Annotated in this window: 24 protein-coding genes, 1 tRNA gene and 1 pseudogene; 20 read left to right on the top strand and 6 right to left on the bottom strand. The window is 43.9% G+C overall.

Annotated elements, in window-relative coordinates; translation table 11 throughout:
- Positions 1 to 357: 357 nt before the first annotated feature.
- The 3 genes and pseudogenes from pbpC to V7K27_RS26635 form a co-directional block, all read left to right on the top strand.
- Positions 358 to 2,694: a penicillin-binding protein 1C gene (gene pbpC / locus V7K27_RS26625; RefSeq protein ID WP_334951294.1), complete on the top strand. Its 2,337-nt coding sequence runs from the start codon at positions 358 to 360 to the stop codon at positions 2,692 to 2,694.
- A gap of 1,045 nt (positions 2,695 to 3,739) precedes the next feature.
- A complete protein-coding gene (locus tag V7K27_RS26630; RefSeq protein WP_334951296.1) occupies positions 3,740 to 5,113 on the top strand; it encodes a PQQ-dependent sugar dehydrogenase in 1,374 nt (457 codons plus the stop codon).
- Positions 5,114 to 5,400: 287 nt separating this feature from the next.
- Positions 5,401 to 5,586: pseudogene (locus V7K27_RS26635) on the top strand (red chlorophyll catabolite reductase); the annotation flags it as partial.
- A gap of 275 nt (positions 5,587 to 5,861) precedes the next feature.
- Here the strand turns inward: V7K27_RS26635 and V7K27_RS26640 are convergent.
- Complete coding sequence (locus V7K27_RS26640) at positions 5,862 to 6,128, bottom strand: hypothetical protein (RefSeq protein ID WP_334951297.1); 267 nt, start codon at positions 6,126 to 6,128, stop codon at positions 5,862 to 5,864.
- A 324-nt stretch (positions 6,129 to 6,452) separates the two neighbouring features.
- Between V7K27_RS26640 and V7K27_RS26645 the strand changes: the two genes are divergently transcribed.
- The 7 genes from V7K27_RS26645 (at position 6,453) to V7K27_RS26675 (ending at position 12,731) form a co-directional block, all read left to right on the top strand.
- On the top strand, positions 6,453 to 7,487 hold the full coding sequence (locus V7K27_RS26645; protein ID WP_334951298.1) for a nitrilase-related carbon-nitrogen hydrolase: 1,035 nt from the start codon (positions 6,453 to 6,455) through the stop codon (positions 7,485 to 7,487).
- A gap of 135 nt (positions 7,488 to 7,622) precedes the next feature.
- Positions 7,623 to 9,044 (top strand): aldehyde dehydrogenase family protein, encoded by a 1,422-nt coding sequence (locus V7K27_RS26650; RefSeq protein ID WP_334951299.1) that lies wholly within the window; start codon positions 7,623 to 7,625, stop codon positions 9,042 to 9,044.
- Positions 9,034 to 9,231, top strand: coding sequence for a hypothetical protein (locus V7K27_RS26655; protein WP_334951301.1), 198 nt, complete (start codon positions 9,034 to 9,036; stop codon positions 9,229 to 9,231). Before V7K27_RS26650 ends, V7K27_RS26655 begins: the two co-directional genes overlap by 11 nt.
- Positions 9,231 to 9,677, top strand: a complete 447-nt coding sequence (locus V7K27_RS26660) for a DUF3598 family protein (protein ID WP_334951302.1) — start codon at positions 9,231 to 9,233, stop codon at positions 9,675 to 9,677. Before V7K27_RS26655 ends, V7K27_RS26660 begins: the two co-directional genes overlap by 1 nt.
- 144 nt (positions 9,678 to 9,821) lie before the next feature.
- Positions 9,822 to 11,213, top strand: coding sequence for a histidine--tRNA ligase (hisS, locus tag V7K27_RS26665; protein ID WP_334951303.1), 1,392 nt, complete (start codon positions 9,822 to 9,824; stop codon positions 11,211 to 11,213).
- Between the two features lie 163 nt (positions 11,214 to 11,376).
- Entirely contained in the window at positions 11,377 to 11,877 is a 501-nt protein-coding gene (locus V7K27_RS26670) for a cupin domain-containing protein (protein ID WP_334951305.1), read from the top strand.
- Positions 11,878 to 12,095: 218 nt separating this feature from the next.
- On the top strand, positions 12,096 to 12,731 hold the full coding sequence (locus V7K27_RS26675; RefSeq protein WP_334951306.1) for a restriction endonuclease subunit R: 636 nt from the start codon (positions 12,096 to 12,098) through the stop codon (positions 12,729 to 12,731).
- Between the two features lie 133 nt (positions 12,732 to 12,864).
- Here the strand turns inward: V7K27_RS26675 and V7K27_RS26680 are convergent, their stop codons facing one another.
- Positions 12,865 to 13,098, bottom strand: a complete 234-nt coding sequence (locus V7K27_RS26680; RefSeq protein WP_334951307.1) for a hypothetical protein — start codon at positions 13,096 to 13,098, stop codon at positions 12,865 to 12,867.
- Between the two features lie 352 nt (positions 13,099 to 13,450).
- Between V7K27_RS26680 and surE the strand changes: the two genes are divergently transcribed.
- The 5 genes from surE to V7K27_RS26705 all read left to right on the top strand — a co-directional run bounded on the left by surE (position 13,451) and on the right by V7K27_RS26705 (position 18,481).
- Positions 13,451 to 14,248: a 5'/3'-nucleotidase SurE gene (gene surE / locus V7K27_RS26685; protein ID WP_334951586.1), complete on the top strand. Its 798-nt coding sequence runs from the start codon at positions 13,451 to 13,453 to the stop codon at positions 14,246 to 14,248.
- Between the two features lie 286 nt (positions 14,249 to 14,534).
- Positions 14,535 to 15,431: an MBL fold metallo-hydrolase gene (locus tag V7K27_RS26690; protein WP_334951309.1), complete on the top strand. Its 897-nt coding sequence runs from the start codon at positions 14,535 to 14,537 to the stop codon at positions 15,429 to 15,431.
- Positions 15,432 to 16,056: 625 nt separating this feature from the next.
- Entirely contained in the window at positions 16,057 to 17,115 is a 1,059-nt protein-coding gene (locus V7K27_RS26695) for a bifunctional riboflavin kinase/FAD synthetase (protein ID WP_334951310.1), read from the top strand.
- 184 nt (positions 17,116 to 17,299) lie between these two features.
- Positions 17,300 to 18,208, top strand: a complete 909-nt coding sequence (locus V7K27_RS26700; protein ID WP_334951588.1) for an AAA family ATPase — start codon at positions 17,300 to 17,302, stop codon at positions 18,206 to 18,208.
- 33 nt (positions 18,209 to 18,241) lie between these two features.
- Positions 18,242 to 18,481 (top strand): hypothetical protein, encoded by a 240-nt coding sequence (locus tag V7K27_RS26705; RefSeq protein WP_334951312.1) that lies wholly within the window; start codon positions 18,242 to 18,244, stop codon positions 18,479 to 18,481.
- A 52-nt stretch (positions 18,482 to 18,533) separates the two neighbouring features.
- Here V7K27_RS26705 and pyrE read toward each other — a convergent pair whose 3' ends face one another.
- Positions 18,534 to 19,157 (bottom strand): orotate phosphoribosyltransferase, encoded by a 624-nt coding sequence (gene pyrE / locus V7K27_RS26710; RefSeq protein ID WP_334951314.1) that lies wholly within the window; start codon positions 19,155 to 19,157, stop codon positions 18,534 to 18,536.
- Positions 19,158 to 19,257: 100 nt separating this feature from the next.
- Between pyrE and V7K27_RS26715 the strand changes: the two genes are divergently transcribed.
- A complete protein-coding gene (locus V7K27_RS26715; protein ID WP_334951315.1) occupies positions 19,258 to 19,692 on the top strand; it encodes a hypothetical protein in 435 nt (144 codons plus the stop codon).
- Between the two features lie 105 nt (positions 19,693 to 19,797).
- Here the strand turns inward: V7K27_RS26715 and V7K27_RS26720 are convergent.
- A tRNA-Ile gene (locus tag V7K27_RS26720) sits at positions 19,798 to 19,870 on the bottom strand.
- A gap of 294 nt (positions 19,871 to 20,164) precedes the next feature.
- Here V7K27_RS26720 and V7K27_RS26725 point away from each other — a divergent pair.
- Positions 20,165 to 20,866, top strand: coding sequence for a hypothetical protein (locus V7K27_RS26725; RefSeq protein WP_334951316.1), 702 nt, complete (start codon positions 20,165 to 20,167; stop codon positions 20,864 to 20,866).
- Positions 20,867 to 20,997: 131 nt separating this feature from the next.
- Positions 20,998 to 22,392, top strand: coding sequence for a hemolysin family protein (locus V7K27_RS26730; protein ID WP_334951317.1), 1,395 nt, complete (start codon positions 20,998 to 21,000; stop codon positions 22,390 to 22,392).
- A 392-nt stretch (positions 22,393 to 22,784) separates the two neighbouring features.
- Here the strand turns inward: V7K27_RS26730 and queC are convergent, their stop codons facing one another.
- The gene (gene queC / locus V7K27_RS26735) at positions 22,785 to 23,462 is read right to left on the bottom strand and encodes a 7-cyano-7-deazaguanine synthase QueC (protein ID WP_334951318.1); all 678 of its coding nucleotides are present in this window, start codon (positions 23,460 to 23,462) and stop codon (positions 22,785 to 22,787) included.
- A gap of 487 nt (positions 23,463 to 23,949) precedes the next feature.
- On the opposite strand from queC, the gene V7K27_RS26740 reads away from it, so the two are divergent.
- Entirely contained in the window at positions 23,950 to 25,032 is a 1,083-nt protein-coding gene (locus V7K27_RS26740) for a Gfo/Idh/MocA family oxidoreductase (protein ID WP_300418931.1), read from the top strand.
- Between the two features lie 267 nt (positions 25,033 to 25,299).
- Here the strand turns inward: V7K27_RS26740 and V7K27_RS26745 are convergent, their stop codons facing one another.
- On the bottom strand, positions 25,300 to 25,611 hold the full coding sequence (locus tag V7K27_RS26745) for a hypothetical protein (protein WP_334951320.1): 312 nt from the start codon (positions 25,609 to 25,611) through the stop codon (positions 25,300 to 25,302).
- Between V7K27_RS26745 and V7K27_RS26750 the strand changes: the two genes are divergently transcribed.
- Positions 25,611 to 26,234 (top strand): DedA family protein, encoded by a 624-nt coding sequence (locus tag V7K27_RS26750; RefSeq protein ID WP_334951322.1) that lies wholly within the window; start codon positions 25,611 to 25,613, stop codon positions 26,232 to 26,234. The genes V7K27_RS26745 and V7K27_RS26750 overlap by 1 nt on opposite strands.
- Positions 26,235 to 26,310: the final 76 nt, after the last annotated feature.

Raw genomic sequence — 26,310 nt, forward strand, 5'->3', positions numbered from 1 at the left:
TATTAGACGTAGGTTGGGTGGAGTGGAGCGCAACCCAACATATAATATCAGGATGTTGGGTTACGCAAAGCCTCCACCCAACCTACAATTTTTTTGCTGATTGATTCTGACTCCTGAATTCTGAATTCTGAATTCTTCTTCAATGTTTATTTACATTGATAACTAACTCAGTGTGATTGTTCCAAAAAATAACTACAATTCTTAACTATAAAGAAGTATTTAAATTTCGCAAACATTAATTTACATTTGCTAAGTTAGTAAAAATGAATTATTAAGGATTTGACATATTTACTGATGTAGATGTAAGTAACTCTGCGGGAAAATTAAGGTAAGTTTTCTTATACAGGGGATTCCCTGATGAAACTAATTTCACGATCGCTACTCAAAATTAAGCACAGTAAAATTATCCTAGCTGTGCTGCTAATCTGTCTGATTGTACGCCTATTACCATATTTTGCGCCCATTCGTGCCGCAGATATTGCCCAAAATCAGTTGGCAATGCAATTTAGCGATCGCAATGGTTTACCATTAGGAACATTGCTCACCCGTGACCAAGAGCATACATCAGTAGTACCACTGAATCAAGTTTCGCCCCAGTTTATCCATGCCATTTTAGCAGCCGAAGATGGCAGCTTTTACCATCACGGGGCGTTGGATATGAAAGCTGTTATCCGCGCCAGCAAAGAAGCCATCCACGCGAAAAGAGTTGTTTCCGGCGCTTCCACAATTACGATGCAGTTGGCGCGGATGTTAGATCCCGTCCCCCGCAACTTCTCTGGTAAACTGAGTGAGATTTGGCTATCTTGGCGGTTAACAGCAGGGATGAATAAAGATGAAATCCTGGCTGCATATATCAATCGGCTGCCAATGGGTGGGAATATATATGGTGTGGAAGCAGCCGCGCAGACTTATTTTTCCATCCCAGCTAGTGAGTTGAATCTTGCCCAAGCTAGTTTGTTGGCTGCTATTCCCAATAATCCCACATATTTTAACCCTTATGAGCATTGGGAACGGCTGAAGCAGCGACAAAAATACGTCCTCAATCGGATGGTACAAGAAAACTATATTAGTGCGTCTTCGACGATCGCAACCCGAACACATACCGAAAAAGTTGTGTTTCAGTCTCGCCAACGGGGAATTATCGCCGCACCACACTTTTTATTTTGGTTAGCCAATCAGTTTGATCAGACGCAAACAGAACAAAATTCCCCCATTCGCACCACTATAAATCGCCCTTTGCAGCAGTTTGTCGAAGCACAGGTGCAGCACGTAATTTCTTCCCTAGCCGCTAACAATGTCCATGATGCAGCTGCGTTGGTGATTGACAACCGCACTGGTGAAGTTTTGGCTTATGTCGGTTCACCTGATTATTTTAATGAAGTCAAACTGGGACGCAATGATGGAGTACAGGCGTTACGTCAACCAGGATCTACCCTCAAGCCTTTTATATACGAATTAGCTTTAGAAAAAAACTTAATTCGCCCAAATACGATTTTAGCAGATGTACCCGCCCATTATGCAATTCCCGGCGCAAAACTTTACAGCCCCACAGATTACACCGAAAGGTTTCTTGGCCCTGTGCGGGTGCGAATCGCTTTAGCAAATTCCCTAAATGTACCCGCAGTGCGGGTGTTAGAAAAAGTAGGTGTGGAAACTTTCTTAGAACGTCTGCATCAACTGGGATTTGAACACCTCAATCAAACACCAGAACATTATGGTTTAGGTTTGACTTTGGGTAGTGGCGAAGTCAGCCTCTGGGAATTAGCCCATGCTTACCTGACCATAGCACGACAAGGGAATGCTACCCCTTTACTAAGCACATTTTCCAATTCCCCACTCTCTACAGACGCGATTCATCGCGTCTCTACAAACTCCCCACTCCCTAATCACACAATCTGGCAATTAATCACCAACATACTCAGCGATCGCCATGCTCGTGCAACAGCATTTGGTGTAGACTCAGTGTTAAATTTACCCTTTCCTTCTGCGGTTAAAACTGGCACTTCTTCCAATTTTCGTGATACTTGGACAGTTGGCTTCACTACCGATTACACCGTTGCTACTTGGGTAGGCAATTTCAATGGCGAACCGATGCGACAAGTTTCAGGTGTGACAGGGGCTGCACCCTTATGGAATCGGATTATGTTACATCTGCACGAACATCAAGAACCAGCAGATTTCCCGCCTCCAGAAGGTTTAGTACAACTACCTGTTTGTGCAATTTCGGGGTTACGACCAACACCAGATTGTACCTCAGTGGTGCAGGAATATTTCTATCCTGAAGATAAAAGTAATTACGAACGTGAAAATCAATTCAATTTACCAGCAGAGTATGATGAGTGGTTGGCAAAACAACAGCAATCGAATTTTACTTCTACCCATTTGAGAATTTTATCTCCGCATCATGGCGATTTATTCTTACTGTATCCAAGTGAAGAAGCGAAGCAAAAACTCGAATTTAAGCTAGTGGGAAATAAATCTGCGCCTGTTGAGTGGTGGCTGAATGGTGAAAAGTTAGATACACAGTCAGCTAATTCTTTATTTTGGTATTTGCGTCCTGGTAATTGGACTTTGGAAGCAAGAACTGGGGAAATGAGCGATAAGGTAAGTTTTCAGGTGGAATTGGCTAATCTTAAACCCACGCGTCGGGGATTTTCTATTAGTAATTCTCCGGTAAAGAGCAATCGCCCATAATTAACAGTACTTACGCAAACAATAGCCGAAAAGAATGATTTTTAGGTAGGGGTAATTCATGAATGGCTCCAGAGCGCGTGTAGTTTTGTGTAAGTCCTAATTAAATAGTAAGTTGGCGTGAATAAATAAAGTTCTATAGGAATCATGTTTGATTTCTGAAAAAATCTCGGTAGTTTTGTAGTGGACTGTCATGGCTTTAATGTTGCAAAAAAATTGTCGGTTGGGTGGAGGCTTTGCGTAACCCAACATCCTGATATATGTTGGGTTGCGCTCCGCTCCACCCAACCTACGTCTACGTCTAATGCAGTATTTTAGCCTAGAGGTTCCACTACGTGCATTTCACTAATCTTATACTAGTCCTATACACTCAATACCTTTAGCTAAAAATAAGGATGAAGATAGAGGACTGATGTCAGTAAGCTAACAATAACTTGTATTTGAATATTGCCACCTTTTGCTGAAACATGATATTAAATTCCAGTTTACGTAATTTTACTCGAAAAATTTTTCCAAGAAAATTTAAATATTAGTGAATATACGAGTTACGTTTCACTTTTATCTCAATAGGATGTAAGCAAATATCGGAATCGGACTTGGATTGTGAAAGCATACTGAGACTAAAAAATTTGTCCAGTAAAGCTTTTATCTTAAAAACTTTTCATCAATCAAATCGTAGTTGTATATATGCTAGCTAAATCTAGACAAGAACAATATTAATCAATCAAACCTGCTATTCAGAGATATTCGGGTAAGAATTAGACTTTATCGAAAATTTATAACCCAGTCTGTTTAAGGGTTTTAGACAATACTTAGATGTCTTCAAACAATGCAGCAATGAGGGTTTCATGTAGTTGCTGATAGGTTCCGGGCGAAAGATAGTGTTGTTTAATTTTGAGTAACTCTCCGATTTGGTATGTTATTTAATCCGTACTAGCCTTTTGAATAATTAATTTTATTCAACAAAGATAGCATTTTATTTCCTTAGTTTATGTCAAGTGAATTTTCGACAAGTCTATTAACTTTAATCATCAAAAGGAAGTTGAAAATGTCAATGTCAATTCTGTTTGCTCTACAGCCAAAACAGTGGCTCGGACGGATAGTATCTGCGCGGCTAGTTAGCTTGCTCGCCCTGCTTACTACTGTGATGCCCTTCGAGGTTCTTTCCACCCCAGCGTTGGCCATTCCACCAGCTGCGTCTGTTGACACCAAGATTAACGTGTCTAATACAATGAGCTCTTGGCCTTTCAATGTTAGCCGTTACTTGAAAGTGCCACCCAACTTCTCCATCTCCGTTTATGCTCGCATTCCGAAAGCCCGCTTTATCGCAGTTGCTCCCAATGGCAATCTTCTAGTGTCGCAGCCCAGTACTGGTAAAGTACTGATTGTCAGAGCAAATGGCAGCAAAGACCCAATTATTTCTGACTTCGTGACAGGTCTACGCAACCCGCACGATATTGTGTTTCACACGATTAACAACACCACATATATTTATATCTCTGAGAGTAATCAAATTAACCGCTTCATCTACAAATCTGGAGACATAACCGCCCAGAATCGCCAAGTTGTCGTCGCTGGCTTACCAGATAGCAGCACCTCGGAACTCAAAGGTGCTTACGGTCACGAACTGAAGAATATCGCAGTCGATACCAACCACAAACTATATGTGTCGATCGCCTCGGCCTGCAACGCCTGCGTAGCAGATACTGTCAGTAACCCACGGCGCGGTGCGATTTACCAGTACAACGCTGATGGAAGCAATTCGCGGCTTTTTGCCCAAGGTTTACGCAATGCAGAAGGACTGGCATTCGTCCCTGGCACAAATGACCTCTGGGTAGCCGTTAATAATCGAGACAACATCGCCTATCCCTTCAAGGATGCCACTAACAACTACGGCAAGGTTGTCCCGCCCTACGTGGACAACCACCCGCCAGAGGAGTTCACGCGAGTCCGAGATGGCGGTAACTACGGTTGGCCATTCTGCAACCCCAATCCTGACACGTCAAATGGCTCCTACTATATGCCCTTCGATCGCGACTATCAGTTTAATGCTGATGGACATGTTAATTGCAATGCGATGGACAAGATTATTAGAGGTATTCAAGCGCATTCGGCTCCGTTGGGACTAACCTTCTTACAAAATACGAAGTTTCCCAGCCTATACTCAAATGGGGTATTGGTAGGGCTGCACGGCTCATGGAATCGGCAGCAGAGAACAGGTTATAAAGTAGTTTACTTTCCCTGGGAAAATACGACAAAGATCCCAGGAGACCAGATAGATTTAGTCAGCGGCTGGGTAATTCCAGGAACGCAAGATTTCTGGGGGCGACCCGTGGATACGGCAGTCGATCAGCAGGGTAATTTGTTAATCTCGGATGACTACAGTGGCACCATCTATAAGCTCACCTACACGCCGAGATAAAAATGATTTCCAGATTTCATCCCATTTCACACAAACCCTGATACATATAGATTTATCGTAGGGATACAGCATTGCTGTGTCCCTACCAACGTATTTGGATCATGGACACATCTTCAAGGGTTTTCAACAAGCATTCTGATAATATGTAGTTGTAATAATTACCCTACCAAATTGCTATTTCAGGGGCATTACGGATAAGATTGTGCGTCTAGTCGTAGCCGATTTGAATCCAGTCACAAATGATGATAGCGATGCCTCCGGCGAGGGCAAAGCCCAACGCAGTCTGCGTAGATGCAGCTGAACCTGTGCCATAAGATGCACGGGATGCTCTAGCGGCTCGTGATTTATGGCTGCGTCGGAGCAGTGCAGAACGCGACGCAGATAACCAAATCGCTGTGCGACTATTTGGATCGGAATTGACAGATAGACTTGTGCGATCGCTCTGGGGTGGCGTAGGCGTAAGCCCAACCTAGGCATCGCATTCTCTGAATTGGTCATTTATCTTTTGTCAGTTGTCCTTTGCTAAGGGACTGACAAATAAAAAAATATCCAATTATTTATTGTGGGGTGGGCGACACGAGAGCCCAATAATCAAAGGCGGGCAAGATGCCCACCCCACAAGATTGGATAATTTATTTCTTGGAAAACCCTAATGACCCAATGACAAATGACCAATGAGAAATGACCAATGACCAATGACAAATGACCAATCACCAATGACCAATGACAAATGACCAATGACAAATGACTAATGACTGTTAAGCTTTGCCAGAATTGGGCGATTAAGGTCAATTTCTCTAGTGATGACTCGCAGGTTGGTAACTCCCTGTTCGAGAAATCCCTTGACGACATTTCCACCTGTGCCGCCAGTAACTCCGATGAGTAAGACTTTATCGGTGTTTGACTCTGTGCGATCGCGGAAATTTGACATTCTCTCTCCTACCTGGAGTTCTTGATTTACAGCAGAAATCATGTATTTGAACCACATCTGTCGTAGGGGCACAGCATTGCTCATGCGTGTCAACTTAAGCTCAAACCCCTTTAAAACCTCGTTTCTAGCCAGAGGCTAGAAATGCAGTTCCTGGTGGCTCTGCCGCAAGTTACGGAGGCGGAGCCTCTCCGACGGGCATTCCCAGTCAGAGACTGGGAACGAGACTATCTCTAAAAGCTGGTTTTAGGCTGGCTTTAACCTTAAGTTGACACCAATGAGCATTGCTGTGCCCCTACCCGCGTGGTCTATTTACCTGAAAATAGCTGTAAATTAAGTTTATACAAAGACAGGAGAAGCAAACAATAAACTTGTACGATCGCTTTGTCCTTTGCTAATGACCAATGACTAATGACGACTAATTTAGAATCCTACCGCGCTTTGGCACTGCAAGTTACTTGTCATGCAGTCAACCAAACAAGCAATCGCCACGAAGCGCGATCGCTCATGCAAAACTCCATCAACCGCCTAGCTCAACAAATTGCTGCCAGTATCGCTTTTATTGGCTTTGATTGTCGTTTAATTGTACTGCCAGAATATTTCCTGACTGGTTTTCCGATGGGAGATTCTCTCTTAGGATGGGCAGAAAAAGCCTGTATAGAAATGGCTGGGGCTGAGTATGAAGCACTTGCTAAAATTGCTCAAAAGCATAAAATCTTTTTAGCTGGCAATGCCTACGAAGTTGACCCCAACTTTCCCGGATTGTATTTCCAAACCTGCTTTATCATTGACCCCTCTGGCTCAATTGTTTTGCGATATCGGCGGCTAAATTCCTTATTTGCTCCCACCCCCCATGATGTTTGGGATAAGTATCTCGACTGCTATGGTTTAGAGGGAGTTTTCCCCGTTGCCAAAACGGAGATCGGTAATTTGGCAGCTTTAGCATCAGAAGAAATTTTGTATCCAGAAGTGGCGCGGTGTTTGGCGATGCGAGGAGCGGAGATTTTTGTGCATTCCACCTCGGAAGTATACAACAAAAACCTCACCCCCAAAGACGCGGCAAAAATCACTCGCGCCGTCGAAAACATGGCATACGTAGTTTCAGCCAATACCGCAGGTGTCGCTAATATTGCCATTCCCATTGCTTCGGCTGATGGTGGCTCTAAAATCATTGACCATCGCGGAATCGTTTTAGCAGAGACAGGTGCAGGCGAGAGCATGGCAGCATTCGCAGAGATTGACCTAGTAGCATTACGCCGCGATCGCCGCCGACCGGGGTTAAATAATTTACTTTCGCGCCAACGGTTTGAGCTATACGCCGAAAGTTACCAGCAATCACACTTTTACCCAGCTAATACTATGCTAGAAACAGAAGTAGACCGCAAACACTTCCTCCAAACGCAGCAAGCCACCATTGAGCGCTTAAGCCAATTGGGGATAATTTGAATTTGGGAATGGGGGAGGCAGTGCGGTCTTGGGGTTTCCCCAAGTGGAGCAACTGCCGTCATGGGGCATGGGGAAATAAAGAATAAATAATAAATAACTCTTGACAAATGACAAATGACAAATGACAAATGACAAATGACAAAACCAATAGAAGTCCGCAATCCCCGAACTGGCAAATTTGACTACGTAATTATCCCGGCGCCGCCAAAGCTGCTGGTGCAGCAATGTAAGCGCATGCGTCGGGCGCAAGTTCGTTGGCAGGAGTTGGGTTTAGAGGGGAGAATTGAAGCCTTACAGCAGTGGAAACAAGCTATATTATCTGGACGCGATCGCTTAACGGAGGCTTTGGTAAATGATACAGGAAGATTGTCAGTCTCAGTATTAGAAATAGATTCTTTCCTCTCTAGCATCGATCGCTGGTGTCGGTTAGCGCCGGAGTTACTGCAAGAATCTGCAAAAAATACAGCTATTCCGTTTATCGCCTTGCAACAAACATCCGTTCCTTATCCCCTAGTTGGGATAATTAGCCCGTGGAATTTTCCCCTGGTGCTGTCTACCATTGATACCATTCCGGCATTGCTGGCGGGTTGTGCTGTCATTGTTAAACCCAGTGAAATTGCGCCCCGCTTCGTAGCACCAATGATTACAGCACTCAATGCCGTCCCCAAACTGCACGATGTCTTAACTTTTGTTGAAGGAGCAGGCACAACCGGATCTGCTTTGATTGAAAATGTAGATTTGGTATGTTTTACAGGCAGTGTAGCCACGGGGCGAAAAGTAGCAGAAGCGGCTGCTAAACGGTTTATTCCAGCTTTTTTGGAATTAGGAGGAAAAGATCCGGCGATCGTCTTAGAATCAGCCAATTTAGAATTAGCAACCTCAGCAATATTGTGGGGTTCCGTCGTCAACACCGGACAGTCATGCCTATCAATTGAGCGAATTTATGTTGCTGAATCGATATTTGAAAAGTTTTACCATCAACTAGTAGCCAAAGCACATCGCCTTGGGCTAGCCTACCCGACAATTGAAAGTGGAGAAATTGGCCCGATCATCGCCGAAAGACAAGCAGCAATTATTAGCGACCATCTCCAAGATGCAGTTGAAAAGGGAGCAGTAATTCACTGCGGCGGTGTCGTTGAAGAATTAGGTGGGGGTTGGTGGTGTCGTCCGACAGTTATCACCCAAGTTGACCATTCCATGAAAGTGATGACCGAAGAGACTTTTGGCCCGATTATGCCAGTGATGCCTTTTTCCACAGTAGAACAAGCAGTCTCTTTAGCGAATGACTCAATTTATGGATTGAGTGCTGCTGTGTTTGCCGAGTCAGAAGCGGAAGCCTTAGAAGTTGCCTACCAGATAGATGCAGGTGGCATCAGTATCAACGATGCTGGACTCACCGCCATGATACATGAGGGAGAGAAAAACGCCTTTAAATTCTCTGGTCTGGGAGGGTCACGCATGGGTGCGGCAGCGCTGAAACGGTTCATGCGAAAAAAAGCTATTTTGATTAAAACTAACGCTACTAATGACCCTTGGTGGTTTGAAAATGGGGAGTGACCAATGCTATCATCACTCTGTTCAAAATATTTGTTTTACTAGAGGCGATCGCCTCTGTCTTCGTTCAGAACACAAGCCCATTGGTTCAGAACACAAGCCCAAAAGACTCTGGTTGTACAGCAAAAACTTTTCCCGATTACATTACTCGATTTTTCCAGATGTTAGAACAATAAAAGGTGAATTGTAATGTCAAATATTCGAGAAGCAATGCCCGTACTTGCCCGTCATGAAGGAGATTGGGTAGGAACTTATACATTAATTGATACAGCAGGAAAGATTCTCGACAAGTATGAATCTCACTTAACTTGTCAGTTTCCAGAAAATGGTCTTCATCCCTACTACCAAATAAATCGCTACAACTGGTCTGATGGTAAACGAGAAGAGTATGAATTTCCAGGAAGCTATAAAGATAATAAGCTCTGGTTTGACACCGATCGCATAGAAGGAAAAGCTTGGGAAGCAGATGATTCAGTTGTTATTTTGTGGTTTGCTTATAAGACAAACCCAGAAATGACCATATATGAAATGATCTACATTAGTCCTGACAATAACAATCGTGCCCGCACTTGGCATTGGTTTAAGAATAATCAAATCTTTCAACGCACTCTAATTCAAGAAGAACGGCTAAAATAGTAAATTCTCCTCTCAGCAAAGATTTCTACTCCCTCTCCTTACTAAGGAGAGGGTTGGGGTGAGGTTTAAAGAGCCTTCTACAAAAGTGAGCTACTTCCTGCGGATTCCGTATGCTCTCAAATCTCAACTTAGTAAGGTACACGCATGGCCAAAGGTGACAAAATAAACTTTTCTACTCCTAGCGGTTTCCCAGAGTTTCTTCCTAGTGAAAAGCGTCTAGAATTATATTTGCTAGATATCATCCGTAGGGTTTTTGAAAGCTATGGATTTACGCCCATCGAAACACCTGCTGTAGAACGTTTAGAAGTACTGCAAGCTAAAGGGAATCAAGGCGACAATATCATCTATGGCATTGATCCCATCCTGCCACCAAATCGACAAGCCGAGAGAGATAAATCGGGCGAAACTGGTTCGGAAGCAAGAGCTTTAAAGTTTGATCAAACGGTTCCTTTGGCGGCTTATATTGCCCGTCACTTGAATGAGTTAACTTTTCCCTTTGCCCGCTATCAAATGGATGTAGTTTTTCGGGGAGAACGGGCGAAAGATGGGCGTTTTCGTCAGTTTCGTCAGTGTGATATTGATGTAGTTGCTCGTCGTGAACTCAGCTTGCTCTATGATGCTCAGATGCCTGCAATTATCACTGAGATATTTGAAGCAATTAATATTGGTGATTTTCTGATTCGCATCAATAATCGCAAAGTTCTGACTGGTTTCTTTAAGTCAGTGGGAATTGCTGAAAACCAAATTAAATCCTGTATTGGCATCGTTGATACTTTAGAAAAAATTGGTGAAACTAAAGTAAAGCAAGATTTAGAAAAAGAGGGCATTTTAGCAGAACAGGCGCAAAATATTATTGATTTTATTAAAATTGATGGGTCGGTTGATGAAATCTTAGATAAACTCAAGCACCTTGCAGAAAATCTGTCAGAAACTGAGCAATTGATCCTGGGAGTTACCGAATTAGAAACGGTAATTGCAGGCGTGCGTAATCTCGGAGTTGCCGAAAATCGTTTCTGTATTGATTTATCCATTGCCCGTGGTCTTGATTACTATACAGGTACAGTTTACGAAACAACCTTATTAGGACATGAAGCATTAGGTAGTATTTGTTCTGGCGGTAGATATGAAGAATTAGTAGGTGTCTTTTTGGGCGAAAAAATGCCGGGTGTAGGCATTTCTATCGGATTAACTCGCTTAATTAGTCGTTTACTAAAAGCTGGTATTCTTAGTACCTTAGCGGCGACACCAGCCCAGGTAATGGTAGTGAATATGCAAGAAGATTTAATGCCAACTTATTTAAAAGTTTCTCAACATCTGCGTCAGGCTGGAATTAATGTGATAACTAACTTTGATAAGCGCCCCTTGGGTAAACAATTTCAGCTAGCTGACAAACAAGGAATTCAATTTTGTGTAATTATTGGTTCTGAGGAAGCAGCAACACAAAAGTCTTCGCTCAAAGATTTAAAAACAGGTGAGCAAGTAGAAGTGCTACTAGTAGATTTAGCTGAGGAAGTTAAAAAAAGGCTTATCTATTGACCATAGACTGAAACAAGGCAACTTAGGAAATCTTAAAAAAGGGATCAATCAAATTTAATAAGTTGATGTGCAGCTAAATTGTATAACACGAAAACCCAAAAATATTGTAGTGCGGGCATCTTGCCCGCGTCCAAGATATAAATTAAATACGCAACAGCTTATCATGGAAAATCCAATCAATGATCTTATAACAGTAAATGCTCAGGACGGCCAGATTCTGTCGGTGGTAGGTGATACCTACCGCCTAGTTATTACTGGTGAACAAACCAACGGGGCTTACGCTGTCATTGATATGCTGGTGCCGCCGCAAGGCGGGCCTGGCCCCCACGCGCACGCCCGCTTTCAAGAAGCTTTTTATGTACTGGAAGGGGAAGTTGAGGTTAAAACTAAATCTCAAACTTATATAGCCCGGAAGGGTTCATTTGTCAACATACCCTTGGGTGGGGTAGTGCATTGTTTTAAAAATAAGACGGATACAATAGCACACCTGTTGTGCGTGGTAGTTCCTGCCGGACTAGAGGACTTCTTTAAGGAAATAGTCACGCCTGTGCCAGCCGGCACCTTTCTGCCTCCCCCGGTTATGAGTCAGGAAGATCAGCAACGGTTACAGGGCATCGCCGAAAAGTATGGTCAGGAAGTATTCCCGCCGGACTATCTCGACTAGCAAACATTGACTTTGACAAAGAGTTTGAGCCTTAACCCAAGCGTATTGCCTTATAAAAGACAGTTTACAGATTTTACTGTAGGTAAATATTTGATTAACTGACAAATCTTTTTCGTTGCAGCCTAACGAAGTTGGTCAGTCAACCTGGGGTTAAGATAGGTTTTATGTAAAGAATTTGGATTGAGTTTCACCTTAATCAAGCAAAAAAAAATATATATATGACAATTCTCAACGCTCGTAATTTATCCTTAGAAGAAGTTCAGCGTCTGTTTGGCTTTCAAGAACAATACAGGGACTCATTTTCTAACTACTTATCTCTGGAACCTCTCACGGAAGCAGAACCGCAGGAACTTCTGCAAATTAGTAATGACTTTCGACGCTACCTGACAGCAGGAAAAGTTTCTGAAGGTCAGGTAAAGTTTCTTGCAGTTGCCCCTTTATTAAGATTAGCTGGTTTTTATCGCTATCCTATCGAGATTCTTTTGGAGGAGAATATTGCTGATATTCAAGTTGAAGATGAAGATATCAAAATTAAAGGAAGATTTGATATTTTAGCTGTCAGTAAAGCTCAACATACAAAACCTCAGACATACTTTTGGGTACTGTTAATTGAATCGAAAAATAGTCAGGTTGATATATCAACAGGTTTACCTCAGCTACTCACATACTCTTATAAAAATTTAGATAATCAAAAATCAGTTTGGGGATTAACGACTAATGGTAGAAGTTATCAGTTTGTCTATATCGAACAAGGAAATCCCCCGATTTATTATCTATTACCAGAATTAAATTTAATGGAAAGAGGGCGTTCAACTCAGTTGCTACAAGTTCTAAAAGCAATTTGTCAGCTTTAAAAGGTAATTTAAATATACATTATTTAAGGATATTAAGATTTTAATCTCACAAGATTTATTAAAAAATACTGCTCTCAAGCAAAAAAAGAAAAGCACAACTACTGGGGAAGCAAGTTATTAGTAGGGTTGAAGGCTAAAGCAAAGGTGAAGAAATCCTCTCCATCTTACAGTTTACAAGTCTCGACGCGAGAAAAGAGAACTCAATGATAGAACTCTTAAACTTAGCCCCCCTACACTCCTCCGCATACCCGCCAAAAGCAGGTAAATGTCCCTGCGGAGAATCATAGTAGTTCAGGTCTGGCCATCCGACGCGATCGCCAAACTTTTCGTAGTCTTTTCCAACGCTTTCCCAAATCCGCTTTTGCACACTAAACCCAAAGTAGTGAAAAATCTATCTCTCGGTTATGGGCTAACGTAACCGAAGAGTTTTTGTGCGTAGGCGTAGCCCGCCCCAGGCATCGCATGACTTTCCGGGTGCTTCGCACCCGGAGTCGCCTAACACGCAACTTGGGTTAGTACAGCTTGGCATAAATCCAGCTAACATCTCAATTAACAAGACTTGGCGTCAGACAAGTTGCTCAAGCCTCTTGTTAAAGGTAGGCAAACTTCCGCCGTATTGTACTAGTGAGTATATATGTTTTTTTGCTGTTTGTGACCTACGACATTGACAAATAACAAATAACAAATAACAAATAACTAATGACCAATGATCAATGACTATGAAATTACTAATTAGCAACGATGACGGCATTTCTGCCTTGGGGATTCGTACCCTAGCCAACTACTTGGCAGAAGCAGGTCATGATGTGAGTGTAGTTTGCCCAGATCGAGAGCGATCGGCAACTGGACACGGGTTAACTTTACACCAACCAATTCGCGCTGAAATTATTGAAGAGATTTTTCATCCGGCTGTCAAAGCTTGGGCTTGCGATGGTACACCTTCAGATTGCGTCAAATTGGCGCTGTGGGCTTTGCTAGAGGCTCCCCCCGATTTGGTTCTCTCTGGGATTAATCAAGGTGCGAATTTGGGAACTGAAATTTTGTATTCCGGCACTGTTTCTGCGGCAATGGAAGGTCTAATTGAAGGCATCCCCAGTGTAGCGCTGAGTCTTGCTAGTCACACATCTAAAGACTTTCAACCTGCTGCTAAGTTTGCCAAAATTCTCGTAGACCAGTTAGCCCAAAGACCGCTACTAGATTTAATGTTACTCAACGTCAATATTCCTGCGGTCAAATGGGAAGAAATTGCCGGAGTTACTCTCACCCGTCAAGGAGTGCGGCATTACATTGATGTGTTTGATAAACGAGTTGATCCTCGTGGAAAAACGTACTACTGGTTAACCGGAGAGGTAATTGAGGATGTGGAACCCTCAACCGGATTAAATGTGCCTCAAAATGTACCGATAGACGTGCATATTATACGTAAAAACTACATCAGTATAACGCCGTTACAATACGATCTTACCGACGCAAATGGACTAGATAAATTGTCTGAGTTGGAATTCAATTTTCCATGAATCATTTGATTTATCAGGAAAAAACTGGGGTGATTCAAATGCATCGCAGAAAAAGTAGGCTATAACGTAGGGACATTCCTGAAATAAATGATACAGATCCATCCCAAAAACTGGAAAATTCTACCTGAGAGTATCTCATCCACATTTACACAATCAGCCAGAAACAGGGTATGCTGTTTTACCAAGAAATCCTCCCTCTACCAAAATCGGTTAGAGAGCATAAACTTAGACAAAATAAGTAACAATTTTTCCAATTATCGCCCGCTCAGTCCAGCAAGCAACACCTATGTCTAGGATAGAGAACCAATTTACCGTACAATTTTGGGGCGTTCGCGGCAGCATCCCCACTCCAGGGCCAAACACCGTTCGTTACGGCGGTAATACCCCTTGCATATCAATGCAAGCGGGCGATAAACGCTTAATTTTCGATGCTGGCACGGGACTACACGTTTTGGGGCAATCTTTATTGTGCCAAATGCCGTTAGAAGCTCACATATTTTTTACCCACTCTCACTGGGATCACATGCAGGGTTTTCCCTTCTTTACTCCAGGGTTTGTGAAGGGGAATGACTTTCATATCTACGGCGCGATCGCACCTGATGGTTCTACCATAGAACAGCGCCTCAACGATCAAATGTTGCACCCGAATTTTCCCGTACCCTTGCAGATTATGCAAGCCAATTTAAATTTCTACGACGTTCGACCGGGGCAACCAATACACATTGATGACGTTACCCTGGAAACAGCACCTTTAAATCATCCAGGTGAAGCCGTAGGATACCGCGTCAACTGGCGTGGTGGCGCTGCTACTTATATAACTGATACCGAACATTTTCCCGACCGACTCGATGACAATGTGCTGTGGTTAGCTCGTAATGCCGACATTCTGATTTACGATTCTACCTACACAGACGAAGAATACCACTCCCCAACATCCGCGAAAATTGGCTGGGGACATTCCACTTGGCAAGAAGCTATAAAGGTGGCGAAAGCTGCTAATGTCAAAACTCTAGTGATTTACCACCACGACCCCGCACACGATGACGACTTTTTAGATCGTGTAGGGGTACAAGCAGCTGCGAAATTTCCTGGAGCGATCATGGCACGGGAAGGAATGCTACTCCAGGTTCCCACCTCAGTTTCCTTATCAGAATCTTTTCCTGTTAGGAAGTCTTCTGTTTAAAGATTGCGATCGCAGGAATTGGAGATTTTAGATTAGATTGGTGATCAGAAGCTTTCAGCATGAGAGCCTACCTGTTGGCTGCACGGTGAGACAGCGTTGCCCAAAGTTGTTAGAGCGCCGACCACAGGATCAGGGCGACAACAGGAGGACACTTTATAGATTCACCAACACAGCCCAGACACCCACAGATCCCCTAAGATTGCGGCTGATGGGCGGGGTAAAACCTCGTTGCAGTCTCAGCACGAAACTAGAGCCTTTTTAGCTCTGGTATTTGGGGTTAGGGACTGACAAATAAAAAAATACTCAACTACTTCTTGTGGGGTGGGCGACACGAGAGCCCATAGCCAAAGGCGCTCATGTTGCCCACCCCACAAGATTGGATAATTTATTTGTTGTCAGTCCCTTATCTGGACTTAGAAGAAACCATCTTGGGCTACTTCCCGTGGGTTAGGCTTTTGGCTGATAGCTAAAAGGGGTGGCATCAACACCCTAGCTGATCGCACAAGACCTCATGGGCAGTTGGTGAAAGTTCAGACCGTCTACAAAAGCTGTACTCCTCAAGGCGGTTTACCATAAGGTAGCTTCCTGCTGATAGCTAAAACAAACCTAAAATCTCAGAATCCACGTGCTAAATTTGTCTCAAAATGGGTGTTCTGTGTGGGTTGCTTCTTCAAGTGAAGAACTGCTAACGCCGACTGCTGTTGCCCTTGGCAAGTTTGATGGTGTTCATCTTGGTCATCAAAGGGTAATTCAACCAGTCTTGCACACTGGTGGTCACTTGTCAGTAGCCAGTAGTCCGCAGTCAAACGAAAATGAACAACTAACAAATAGAGAATATACCTATTCAACAGTTGTCACCTTTGACCCCCATCCACACGAGTTTTTTACGGGGCAACCCCGGACATTGTTAACACCACTGGATGAAAAAGTCCAACAATTGCGATCGCTTGGGGTAGAACAACTGGTACTACTACCCTTTGACAAAGAATTATCTGCTTTGACCCCCGAAGAATTCGTCGAAAAAATTCTTGTGCAACAACTGCGATGCCAGCGAATTAGCATCGGGCAGGATTTTTGTTTTGGCGAAAAGCGCAGTGGTACTGCTAAAGATTTGCAATTACTCGCCGCCAAGCACAATATCCCCGTTGCGATCGTTCCCTTACAAACTTATACAGGTAACTCGCCCACCGAAAGCAATTGCGTCAGTACGACTCCGACTCAGGATGCCCGCATTAGCACTTCATTAATCCGCCAAACCCTTGAGTCCGGCGACATCGAAAACGCAAATCTCCTACTAGGGCGCCCCTACACTCTCCTTGGTGATGTCGTTCAAGGTCAACAACTGGGCAGAACGATTGGCTTTCCCACCGCCAACCTCCAACTACCAAAAGAAAAGTTTTTGCCCCGCCAAGGAGTTTACGCTGTCCGCGTTTTCAATCTCAGTGAAACATCAGATGTCACGAGCTTGGGCGTAATGAATATCGGTAATCGCCCAACTGTAAATGGTACTTATTCATCTGCGGAAGTACATCTGCTCGATTGGTCTGGTGATTTGTATGGCAAAAAACTAGTTGTGCAGCTAGTTAAATTTTTGCGCCCGGAACAAAAATTTCCTTCTCTAGAAGCCCTGAAAACACAAATTCAACTTGACTGCGTTGTTGCTAGAGAAGTTTTGAGTGTTTAGTGGGAACAATAGATAGGGCATGGGGCATTGGGCATTGGGCATTGGGCATTGGGCATTGGGCATTGGGAAAACTCTTCCCTTGTCTCCCTCATCTCCCTTATCCCCCTCATCCCTCCATCCCCCTCATCCCCCTCACTCCCCCACTCCCCACTCCCCACTCCCCACTCCCTACTCCCCGCACCACATGAGAGAAAAAATTGACGCTTTAACACAAAATCTAGCTCTTACCATCGTTGGCAAAAGCGAGGCAATACGCTTAGTGCTAGTAGCCCTGCTAGGTGGTGGTCATGCCCTTCTAGAAGATGTCCCTGGTGTTGGTAAAACCTTGCTCGCTAAATCTCTAGCTCGTTCAGTGGATGGCAAGTTTCAACGGCTACAATGTACCCCAGATTTACTGCCAACTGACATCACTGGCACCAACATTTGGAACCCAAAAAGCGGCGAATTTACTTTTCTTCCTGGGCCAGTCTTTGCTAATGTGCTGTTAACTGACGAAATCAACCGCGCTACACCCCGCACTCAGTCAGCTTTACTGGAAGTTATGGAAGAACATCAGGTAACAGTCGATGGTGTTTCTCGTCCAGTTCCCCAGCCCTTCTTTGTCATTGCCACTCAAAACCCAATCGAGTATCAAGGTACTTTTCCCCTGCCAGAAGCGCAAATGGATCGGTTTATGCTCTCATTGAGTTTGGGCTATCCTTCCGAGGCAGAAGAACTCCTCATGCTGCAAAATCTCCAAAATGGTGTGAAGATTGCGGATTTGCAGCCTTGTATTACCTTGGCAGAAGTAGAGGAATTGCGTTACCTCTGTTCTCAAATAAAAGTGGCAACTTCCTTGCAACAGTACATCCTCGAATTGGTGCGGGCAACACGCCAAGATGAGGAAATCGCCCTTGGGGTCAGTCCGCGTGGCACATTAGCATTACAACGAGCTGCCAAAGCGCTAGCTTTTCTATTAGGGCGTGATTATGCCATCCCCGATGATGTGAAATTTCTCGTCCCTCACGTTTTTTGCCATCGCCTTATTCCTAGAGGAGGACGCAATTCTAGAACTGTTGTTGAGCGATTATTGCGATCGGTTTCTATTCCTTAATACTAGGACTTACGCATTGACAGACATAACCAAATGTGCATCACCTCTCGTTACAAGGCAGAGCCTTGTAATGCTGTTGTGGGAGGGCTGCTGCCTCCCAGTTTGACAGGAGGCAGCAGCCCTCCCAGCGATCGCATTCCCAGGCAGCAGCCCAGGAATGAGGCAGAGCAAGACTTTTATCTTAATAAGCTTGATATCCACATGATGCTCAATTTTGTGGGGGTGCAAAAACGCCGATTATTCATCTGCTTTTTCGTACAAAATTCATTCTGAATTCTGACTCCTGACTCCTGACTCCTGAATTCTGTTCGATAAGTCCTATTGTTCATAAATCCGCAAGTTGTCGGAAGCGTTGCTGAACTTCCTGAATCGAAAACAAAGTTTCAAACTTTAACCCAGCTGACTGGTACAATTCCCCTCCTCCTTGCTCGCGGTCTACCAGTGAAATTACTTGATTTACGGTATAACCTGCTTCTTTCAGACGCTCAACCGCTTTCAGAGCAGATTGCCCAGTTGTTACCACATCTTCCAAAACTACTACTTTTGCACCTTCTGGTAAATTGGGACCTTCTATATCAGCTTTCATCCCATAACCCTTGGCTTCCTTGCGAATAATCAGCGCTGGTATCGGTCGGTTTTCATAAACAGAAACTATACTAACTGCTGTCACAATTGGGTCAGCCCCCAATGTTAAACCACCCACAGCCTGTGTATCTACAGGTAATAAGGGAAACAGCAATCGTCCAACTGCCAAAGCACCTTGAGGATGGAGTGTTACCTGCATCTTATTCACGTAATAAGAACTACGTAGCCCAGAAGCGAGAACGAAATCACCCTCTTGATAAGCAAGTTGGCAAAATAAATCTAGTAGCTTATGGCGCAAGGTGGTCAAATCAGCAGTGGTTGCCCAAATATCTGAGTGGGTAAGAGTTTCAGTAGGATACGTCATTACAAAACATTAAAAGTTGTGCTACACCAAAGGTTGAACTCATCAGAGTTCTGAACTTAAGCATAAATTAAGATTGCCTAAAAATTGAGGAGTCAGAAAGGTGCGTATAAAATTAAAAACCCTTGGTAGTTTGTTGGTGCTGCTTGCTGCTGCCATTACTTTTCCCTCTGTTGCATCTGCCCAAACCCAAACACCCAATTATGAAACTACGAATGATGTATTTGAACGAGCTTATTTTCGTCACGATCGCAATTTCTACGAAAATGCCAGCTTCAAGCGTCAGCTAGACTCATTTCTCGGATCTGGTTCCAGTTTCGGTGGTTCCTTCCCAGAAAATGAAATTGCCCACGATGCTGAGTTGGTTAACACTTTATATCATGATGTCCTGACTCAGCAAGTTGGCAACGATCCTTATATTCGCACTCCTGATTTACCAAATCCTTATGACACGTCGCTGATCATGTCTCCCCGTATGAATAGCAACAAACTCAAAGTCGGAACTGAATTTAGGTTTGAAACTTTGCCACCTCGGTAAGATTTGGGAGTGGGGAGTGGGGAGTGGGGAGTGGGGGAGATGAGGGGGATGAGGGAGATGAATTAATAACCAATGCCCCTCTATTACTGCTTTTTGATGATTCAGTGCGCCCTGCTGGAATCGAACCAGCCTGAAGGCGAATTATGAGTTCGCTGCCTCCCCAATCGGCCAAAGGCGCTTGTTTTTTGGGTTTCGGGTTCCTACGAGTCAATTACTTTAACTCTTAGGTCAATCTGATTTGCTAATTTTAGGGTGAGGAAGATATTTCATCCACTACGTTTAGCCAATTGTGTAATTATAGCACAAATTTACCGCCTGTGAATACTCGACAATAATTTACCAGATTTTTATACTACATAGTTTAATCATGAAATAGTGCAAACTAATATTGATTAAGTTCCTTTAAGGATTGAGGTCAAAAGCTTCATTATTCTTAAATAGACCAGCATTCTTTTGTGATAGCTTGTCAGCGATGAAAATAAATTCTACTGTACTTCTTACTTTGATTTTGTTAATCCTGATGTTGGGAGCAGGCTCTGTGAGCGCGTTTTTGGGGTTTGAACTAGGGAGTTCAGCACTTAAAGGCGTTACTACACCAGATGGGCGTCCCACAACCAAATTTGCCAGTAATAAGACAAATAGCTCCCAACAGACAGGGCTAGTGCTATTAAAAGAGGAAGAAATCCTGAAAATTGTCAAGGCGCGAATTGAGGGTAAGACCAAGGCTTCTAAATCGGAGAAGCTAGAGGAAGATGATGAAGAAACCAATAGCAGCAAGCAGAAACCAGAGGAAAAACGCCCACAAGTGGTTGAAGAAAAACTCCAGCCAGGTTTTCCGGTTACTGCCCAGAGTGAGGGTGTAACCATGTCTGTGCAATCTGTTCGCTACTCTGGTGGTGATTTGCTACTGAAAGTGAAAATGCAGAACAAAGGTAAAGATTCTGTGCGCTTCCTGTATAGTTTTTTAGATGTTACCGATGATAAAGGACGAACCCTGAGTGCTAGTACAGAGGGTTTACCAACAGAATTGCCTGCAAATGGTCCAACATTTTCGGGTACAGTGAGCATTCCCACAGCTTTGCTTGATGATGTCAAGAAGATATCACTGGCTCTCACTGATTATCCCGCTCAACAATTGAAGCTAGAAGCATCGAATATTCCTGTAGAAAGATAGATTGGGCAACTGGAGATTTTAGATTTTAGATTTTAGATTTTAGATTGGGGACTTGGTACTAAGTAATTTACCTAATCCCTAATACCCAAAATTTAATCCAAAATCCAAAATCCAAAATCCAAAATTCAAGAATGGAGGGCGTGAGTTTTACACGAGCTTTGGTGGTAAGTGGTTTTCCTAATTTAATTTGGACAGACGTGGCGCTGCGGTTGTTGTCAGTGCTACTGCTGATTGCCATAAATGCCTTTTTTGTGACGGCGGAATTTTCGATGGTGAGCGTGCGGCGATCGCGTATTCACCAGCTAGTTAAGGCTGGGGATATTCCGGCGATCGCAGTGGAAATGCTACAACGTAGTATTGACCGACTGCTATCTACCACTCAGTTAGGCATTACCCTTTCTAGTTTGGCACTGGGATGGATTGGAGAAAGTACGATTGTGGTGCTGGTGAATGCTTGGTTAAGATCCTGGCCTTTACCCAGTGGGATGACTACCTTCATCGCCCATTCCCTATCAATTCCCATCGCCTTTTTCTTGATTGCCTATTTACAAATTGTGATCGGAGAACTATGTCCCAAATCCTTAGCCATGCTGTACTCAGAACAGCTAGCGAGGTTTTTGGGGCCTTCGGTAAAAGCGATCGTGCGTTTTTTTGGTCCCTTCATCTGGATTCTCAACCAATCAAATCGTTGCTTATTGCGGATTTTTGGTATCCAATACACCGGTCAAGGCTGGAGGCCACCTGTAACTCCCGAAGAATTGCAACTGATTATCTCTACAGAATGGGGTTCTACTGGTTTACAGCGTGCAGAGCGAGAATTGCTCAATAATGTCTTTGAGTTTGGGGGGATCATAGCCCAAGATGTAATGATCCCCCGCACCAGTATTGTCGCGTTGCCAAAAGATGCAACCTTCCAGACATTACTCAGGGAAATGGCTTCTACTGGCTACTCTCGCTATCCCGTAATTGGTGAATCTTTGGACGATGTTCGCGGCATTGTTTATTTTAAAGATTTGGCACAACCTTTAGCTGTCGGAAAGCTAAGTTTAGAGACACAGATCCAACCTTGGATGCGTCCCGCCCGGTTTGTTCCAGAACATACGCCCTTGAGTGAACTTTTGCCAATGATGCAGCAAGAGAAACCAGCTATGGTCATGGTAGTGAATGAATTTGGCGGTATCGTAGGACTAGTGACAATCAAAGATGTGATTGCCGAAATCATTGGCGACGCCAGCGAACCTGAAAACAGCGATGACTTACTGATTCAGATGTTAGATGAGCAGAAATTTTTGGTACAGGCACAGATCAACCTCGAAGACCTCAACGAAATTTTACATCTCAATTTGCCCTTGACAAGAGAATACCAAACACTAGGGGGCTTTTTGCTGTATGAGTTACAGAAAATTCCTGTCAAAGGCGAAACCTTCTGTTATCAAAATCTCGAATTCACTGTGGTGTCAATTGTTGGCCCACGCCTGCATCAAATTCAACTGCAACGCTTAGAAGAGTTAGGAGTTGAGAGTTAGGAATGAATGGGGAGTGGGGAGTGGGGAGTGGGGAGTGGGGGGCATTGGTGTCAACTTAAGCCTTGGCGAATAGAATGAGACTGTTGGCGAATAAGTGAGGGATTAAACCCTCCAGCCCTAAAACCTCGGCTTTGCGTTGCTTTCCCGCCCTGCAATAAATTGCGGGCTAATAGCTAAAGTACGTTGAAACGCACTGAAATTAAAGAAATTAAGATGGATTGGGGCTGGACATCATATGAGCCGTCGAATTCACGTTAAGTTATGAACTTTAACTCCTAACTCCTAACTTCTAACTCCTAACTCCTAACTCCTAACTCCCCACTCCCCACTCCCCACTCCCCACTCCCCACTCCCCACTCCCCACTCCCCACTCCCCACTCCCCACTCCCCACTCAAGAAGCATACGCCACTGGATCAACGAGTCCCAATTCGGCAAAAGCTGCTAGCCGCAACCGACAAGAATCACAAACGCCACAGGCGACATCTCCACCGACATAGCAAGACCAAGTTAGCTCCCAAGGAACTCCCAATTGGTTCCCCAGTTGGATGATTTCAGTTTTTTTCAAGTTGATTAAAGGTGCAACAATATTAATTGGTTGTCCCTCACGCCCTTGTTTGGTTCCCAGGCGAAAAACTTCCTGCATTGCCTGGATATAGTCGGGGCGACAATCAGGATATCCTGAGTAATCTAGGGCATTGACGCCGATATAGACACGCTCTGCTGCGATCGCTTCGGCGTAACCAAGAGCAAAGCTTAAAAATATGGTATTACGAGCCGGAACATAGGTGACAGGAATATTTTGAGACATTTCATCCAGCGATCGCTCCTGGGGTAAATCAATGGCATCATCAGTAAGTGCTGAACCGCCCCATTGTCGTAAGTCAAAATTTACCACCTGATGTTTTGCGATCGCAGCTTTTTGAGCAACGGTAAAGGCTGACTGTAACTCTCGTCGGTGTCGCTGCTGGTAATCAAAGGAAATAGCATGACATTCACAGCCATCAGCCTGAGCTTTGTACAGAATTGTGGAAGAGTCTAATCCCCCAGATAACAGAATTACAGCTTTCATCTCGGTTGCAAATTTGGATTTCAAGTACTGAACTTTTTAAAGTTAATAAAACAGGAGTCAGAATACAGAATTCACCAATTGTGAATACTCTACCCATAAAGGGATAGAGTTTTAAGGCGAGAATATTTTAATTTTTTTCGCCCGCAATTCGGCTTGGTTTTAAACCAATATTCATTACCCAGCGATGCACTGAGCCGGTCGTTGTGTCGGACTCCAATTCAATTCTGAATTCTGACTCCTGAGTTCTGAATTCTTCTTATAAAAAGACATATATTTTTTGGAGAAAGTGCAAAATCCAAAGCCAACCCGAACTATCTATACAAAAGATATCTGGATTACGGGAACCGATCACAAACTTTGAAATTCTTCATAAACATAGGCTCTATGTTACCATCTGGATGGTTTTAGACGGATCGTAACTGGCTTTCGAGTATAAACGCCAACGGCCGTAGCGTCTCTAAATTTGGTGGTTGAGGAGAGAATAATAGTGCAAAATAGCATGTCAGTGGCAGAACCGAATCCATATACACAGCGCAACCAGCCACGACCGATCCGCATAGGCGTGATTGGAGTGGGTAACATGGGACAACATCACGCTCGCGTGCTGAGTTCAATGAAAGATGTTGAACTAGTCGGAGTGGCAGATATTAACGTTGAGCGAGGATTAGAAACTGCCAGCAAGTACAAGGTGCGTTTTTTTGAAGATTACTGTGATCTGCTACCCCTGGTGGAAGCAGTTTGTGTCGCTGTTCCCACCCGCTTGCACTATGCCGTGGGTATCAACTGTCTGTTAGCGGGAATTCATGTTTTGATTGAAAAACCGATCGCAGCCAGTATTTCTGAGGCAGAGTCTTTAGTAAATGCCGCAGCTGAGTCTGGCTGTATCCTGCAAGTAGGTCATATTGAGCGTTTCAACCCAGCTTTTAAAGAACTGAGCCAAGTTCTGAAAACAGAGGAATTGCTGGCGCTAGAAGCCCATAGAATGAGTCCTTACTCAGATCGGGCAAACGATGTTTCAGTTGTGCTGGATTTAATGATCCATGACATTGACCTACTTTTGGAATTAGCTGCTTCCCCAGTCACCAAATTGACTGCTAGCGGAAGTCGCGCCCTAGACTCTGGTTATTTAGATTACGTAACCGCCACATTAGGATTTGCCAATGGTATTGTTGCTACTTTGACTGCTAGTAAAGTCACCCACCGCAAAATTCGCCGGATTGTCGCCCATTGCAAAAATTCATTTACTGAGGCAGATTTTCTCAAAAATGAAATTTTGATTCACCGACAAACGACTGCTAATTCTCTCACCGACCACCGACAAGTACTTTACAGGCAAGATGGTGTAATTGAAAAAGTCTACACCAGCAATATTCAACCATTGAGTGCAGAATTAGAACATTTTGTCAACTGTGTGCATGGTGGCAATCAACCCTCAGTAGGTGGTGAACAAGCTCTCAAAGCCCTGAGACTGGCAAGTTTGATTGAGCAAATGGCGCTGGAAGATCGAGTTTGGAATCCATTAGACTGGCAATCGGAACCAAGAGTACAATCATTGACCCCGACAGCCTAGAAGAAGAAGAGGGGATGAGGGGGATGAGGGGGATGAGGGGGACAAGGTAAAATTTTCTTCCTCATCTCCTCCACAGCATCAACCTCAGAAGAAAACCCTAGAGTATGTTTTTAAATTTGCCATCAAATCTTTAGATCCTCCCTAGTCCTTTTAAAAAACTGACTAAGGGGGATCTAAATAATTAGACAACATAAATCATCAGAGTGGTCAGATCCCCGACTTCTTGAAGAAGTCGGGGATCTCGCAGCCCCGCAAAATTAATGAAACTTAAACCCCTTTCCCTGATTGGTCGGGGCAGGGAATAGAGGGCAGTTTTCCTTCCATTGGTGTCAACTTAACGTGAAAGCCTTTTATAACCTCGTTTCCAGCAAGAGGCTGGAAATGCACCTCATCGCGGCTCTGCCGCAAGTCTTGAGGCGGAGCCTCAACGACGGGCATTCCCAGTCGGAGACTCTTAACGAGATAATCTCTAAAAGCTGCTTCTAGACTAACTTTCACGTTAAGTTGACACGTATCTTTTCCTTCTGCCTCCTGCCTTACCCGATAAAACTGGTTCAGCAATTTCAGGAATTGACTCAATGCTTGAATGGATAACTAATACTATCAACTATTTTGGCTATTGGGGAATCGCCCTACTAATGTTCCTAGAAAACCTTTTTCCCCCCATTCCTTCAGAATTGATTATGCCTCTGGCTGGATTTACTGCAAGCCCATATCAACCAGGAGGGGCAAAGCTGAATATCATTGGTGTGTTTTTTGCAGGACTTGTGGGTTCTGTATTGGGCGCACTTATTTGGTATTACCCTGGTAAGTTCTTAAGTGAAAAGCGCTTGAAAGCTATAGCTGACAAGTATGGTAAGTGGCTGGCAATATCCAGCAAAGATATCGATAAGGCAACGCGCTGGTTTGACTCTCAAGGTAACAAAGCAGTTTTGATTGGTCGCCTTGTTCCAGGAATCCGTACCTTGATTTCTGTTCCCGCAGGAATCACCAATATGCCCTTGCTAGCATTTCTGTTTTACACAACATTAGGTAGCGCTGCTTGGGTGGGTTTGCTAACATACTCAGGATACGCGTTGGGTAGTCAGTATGAACTTGTGGACAAGTACCTTGCTCCTGTATCCAAAATCGTACTTGGTGGTTTGGTTTTAGCATTTGTTTTCTGGGTACTCAAGCGCCAGTTAAGACGCACCAGAAGATGAAACACGGCCGCTTTTGGTTTGAAAGTAGTGAAAGCAGGGGTTACATCTGGCCAAAATTCGCCTACACTATGCCAAA

The sequence above is a fragment of the Nostoc sp. genome, assembly GCF_036919575.1.
Classification (GTDB): domain Bacteria; phylum Cyanobacteriota; class Cyanobacteriia; order Cyanobacteriales; family Nostocaceae; genus Nostoc.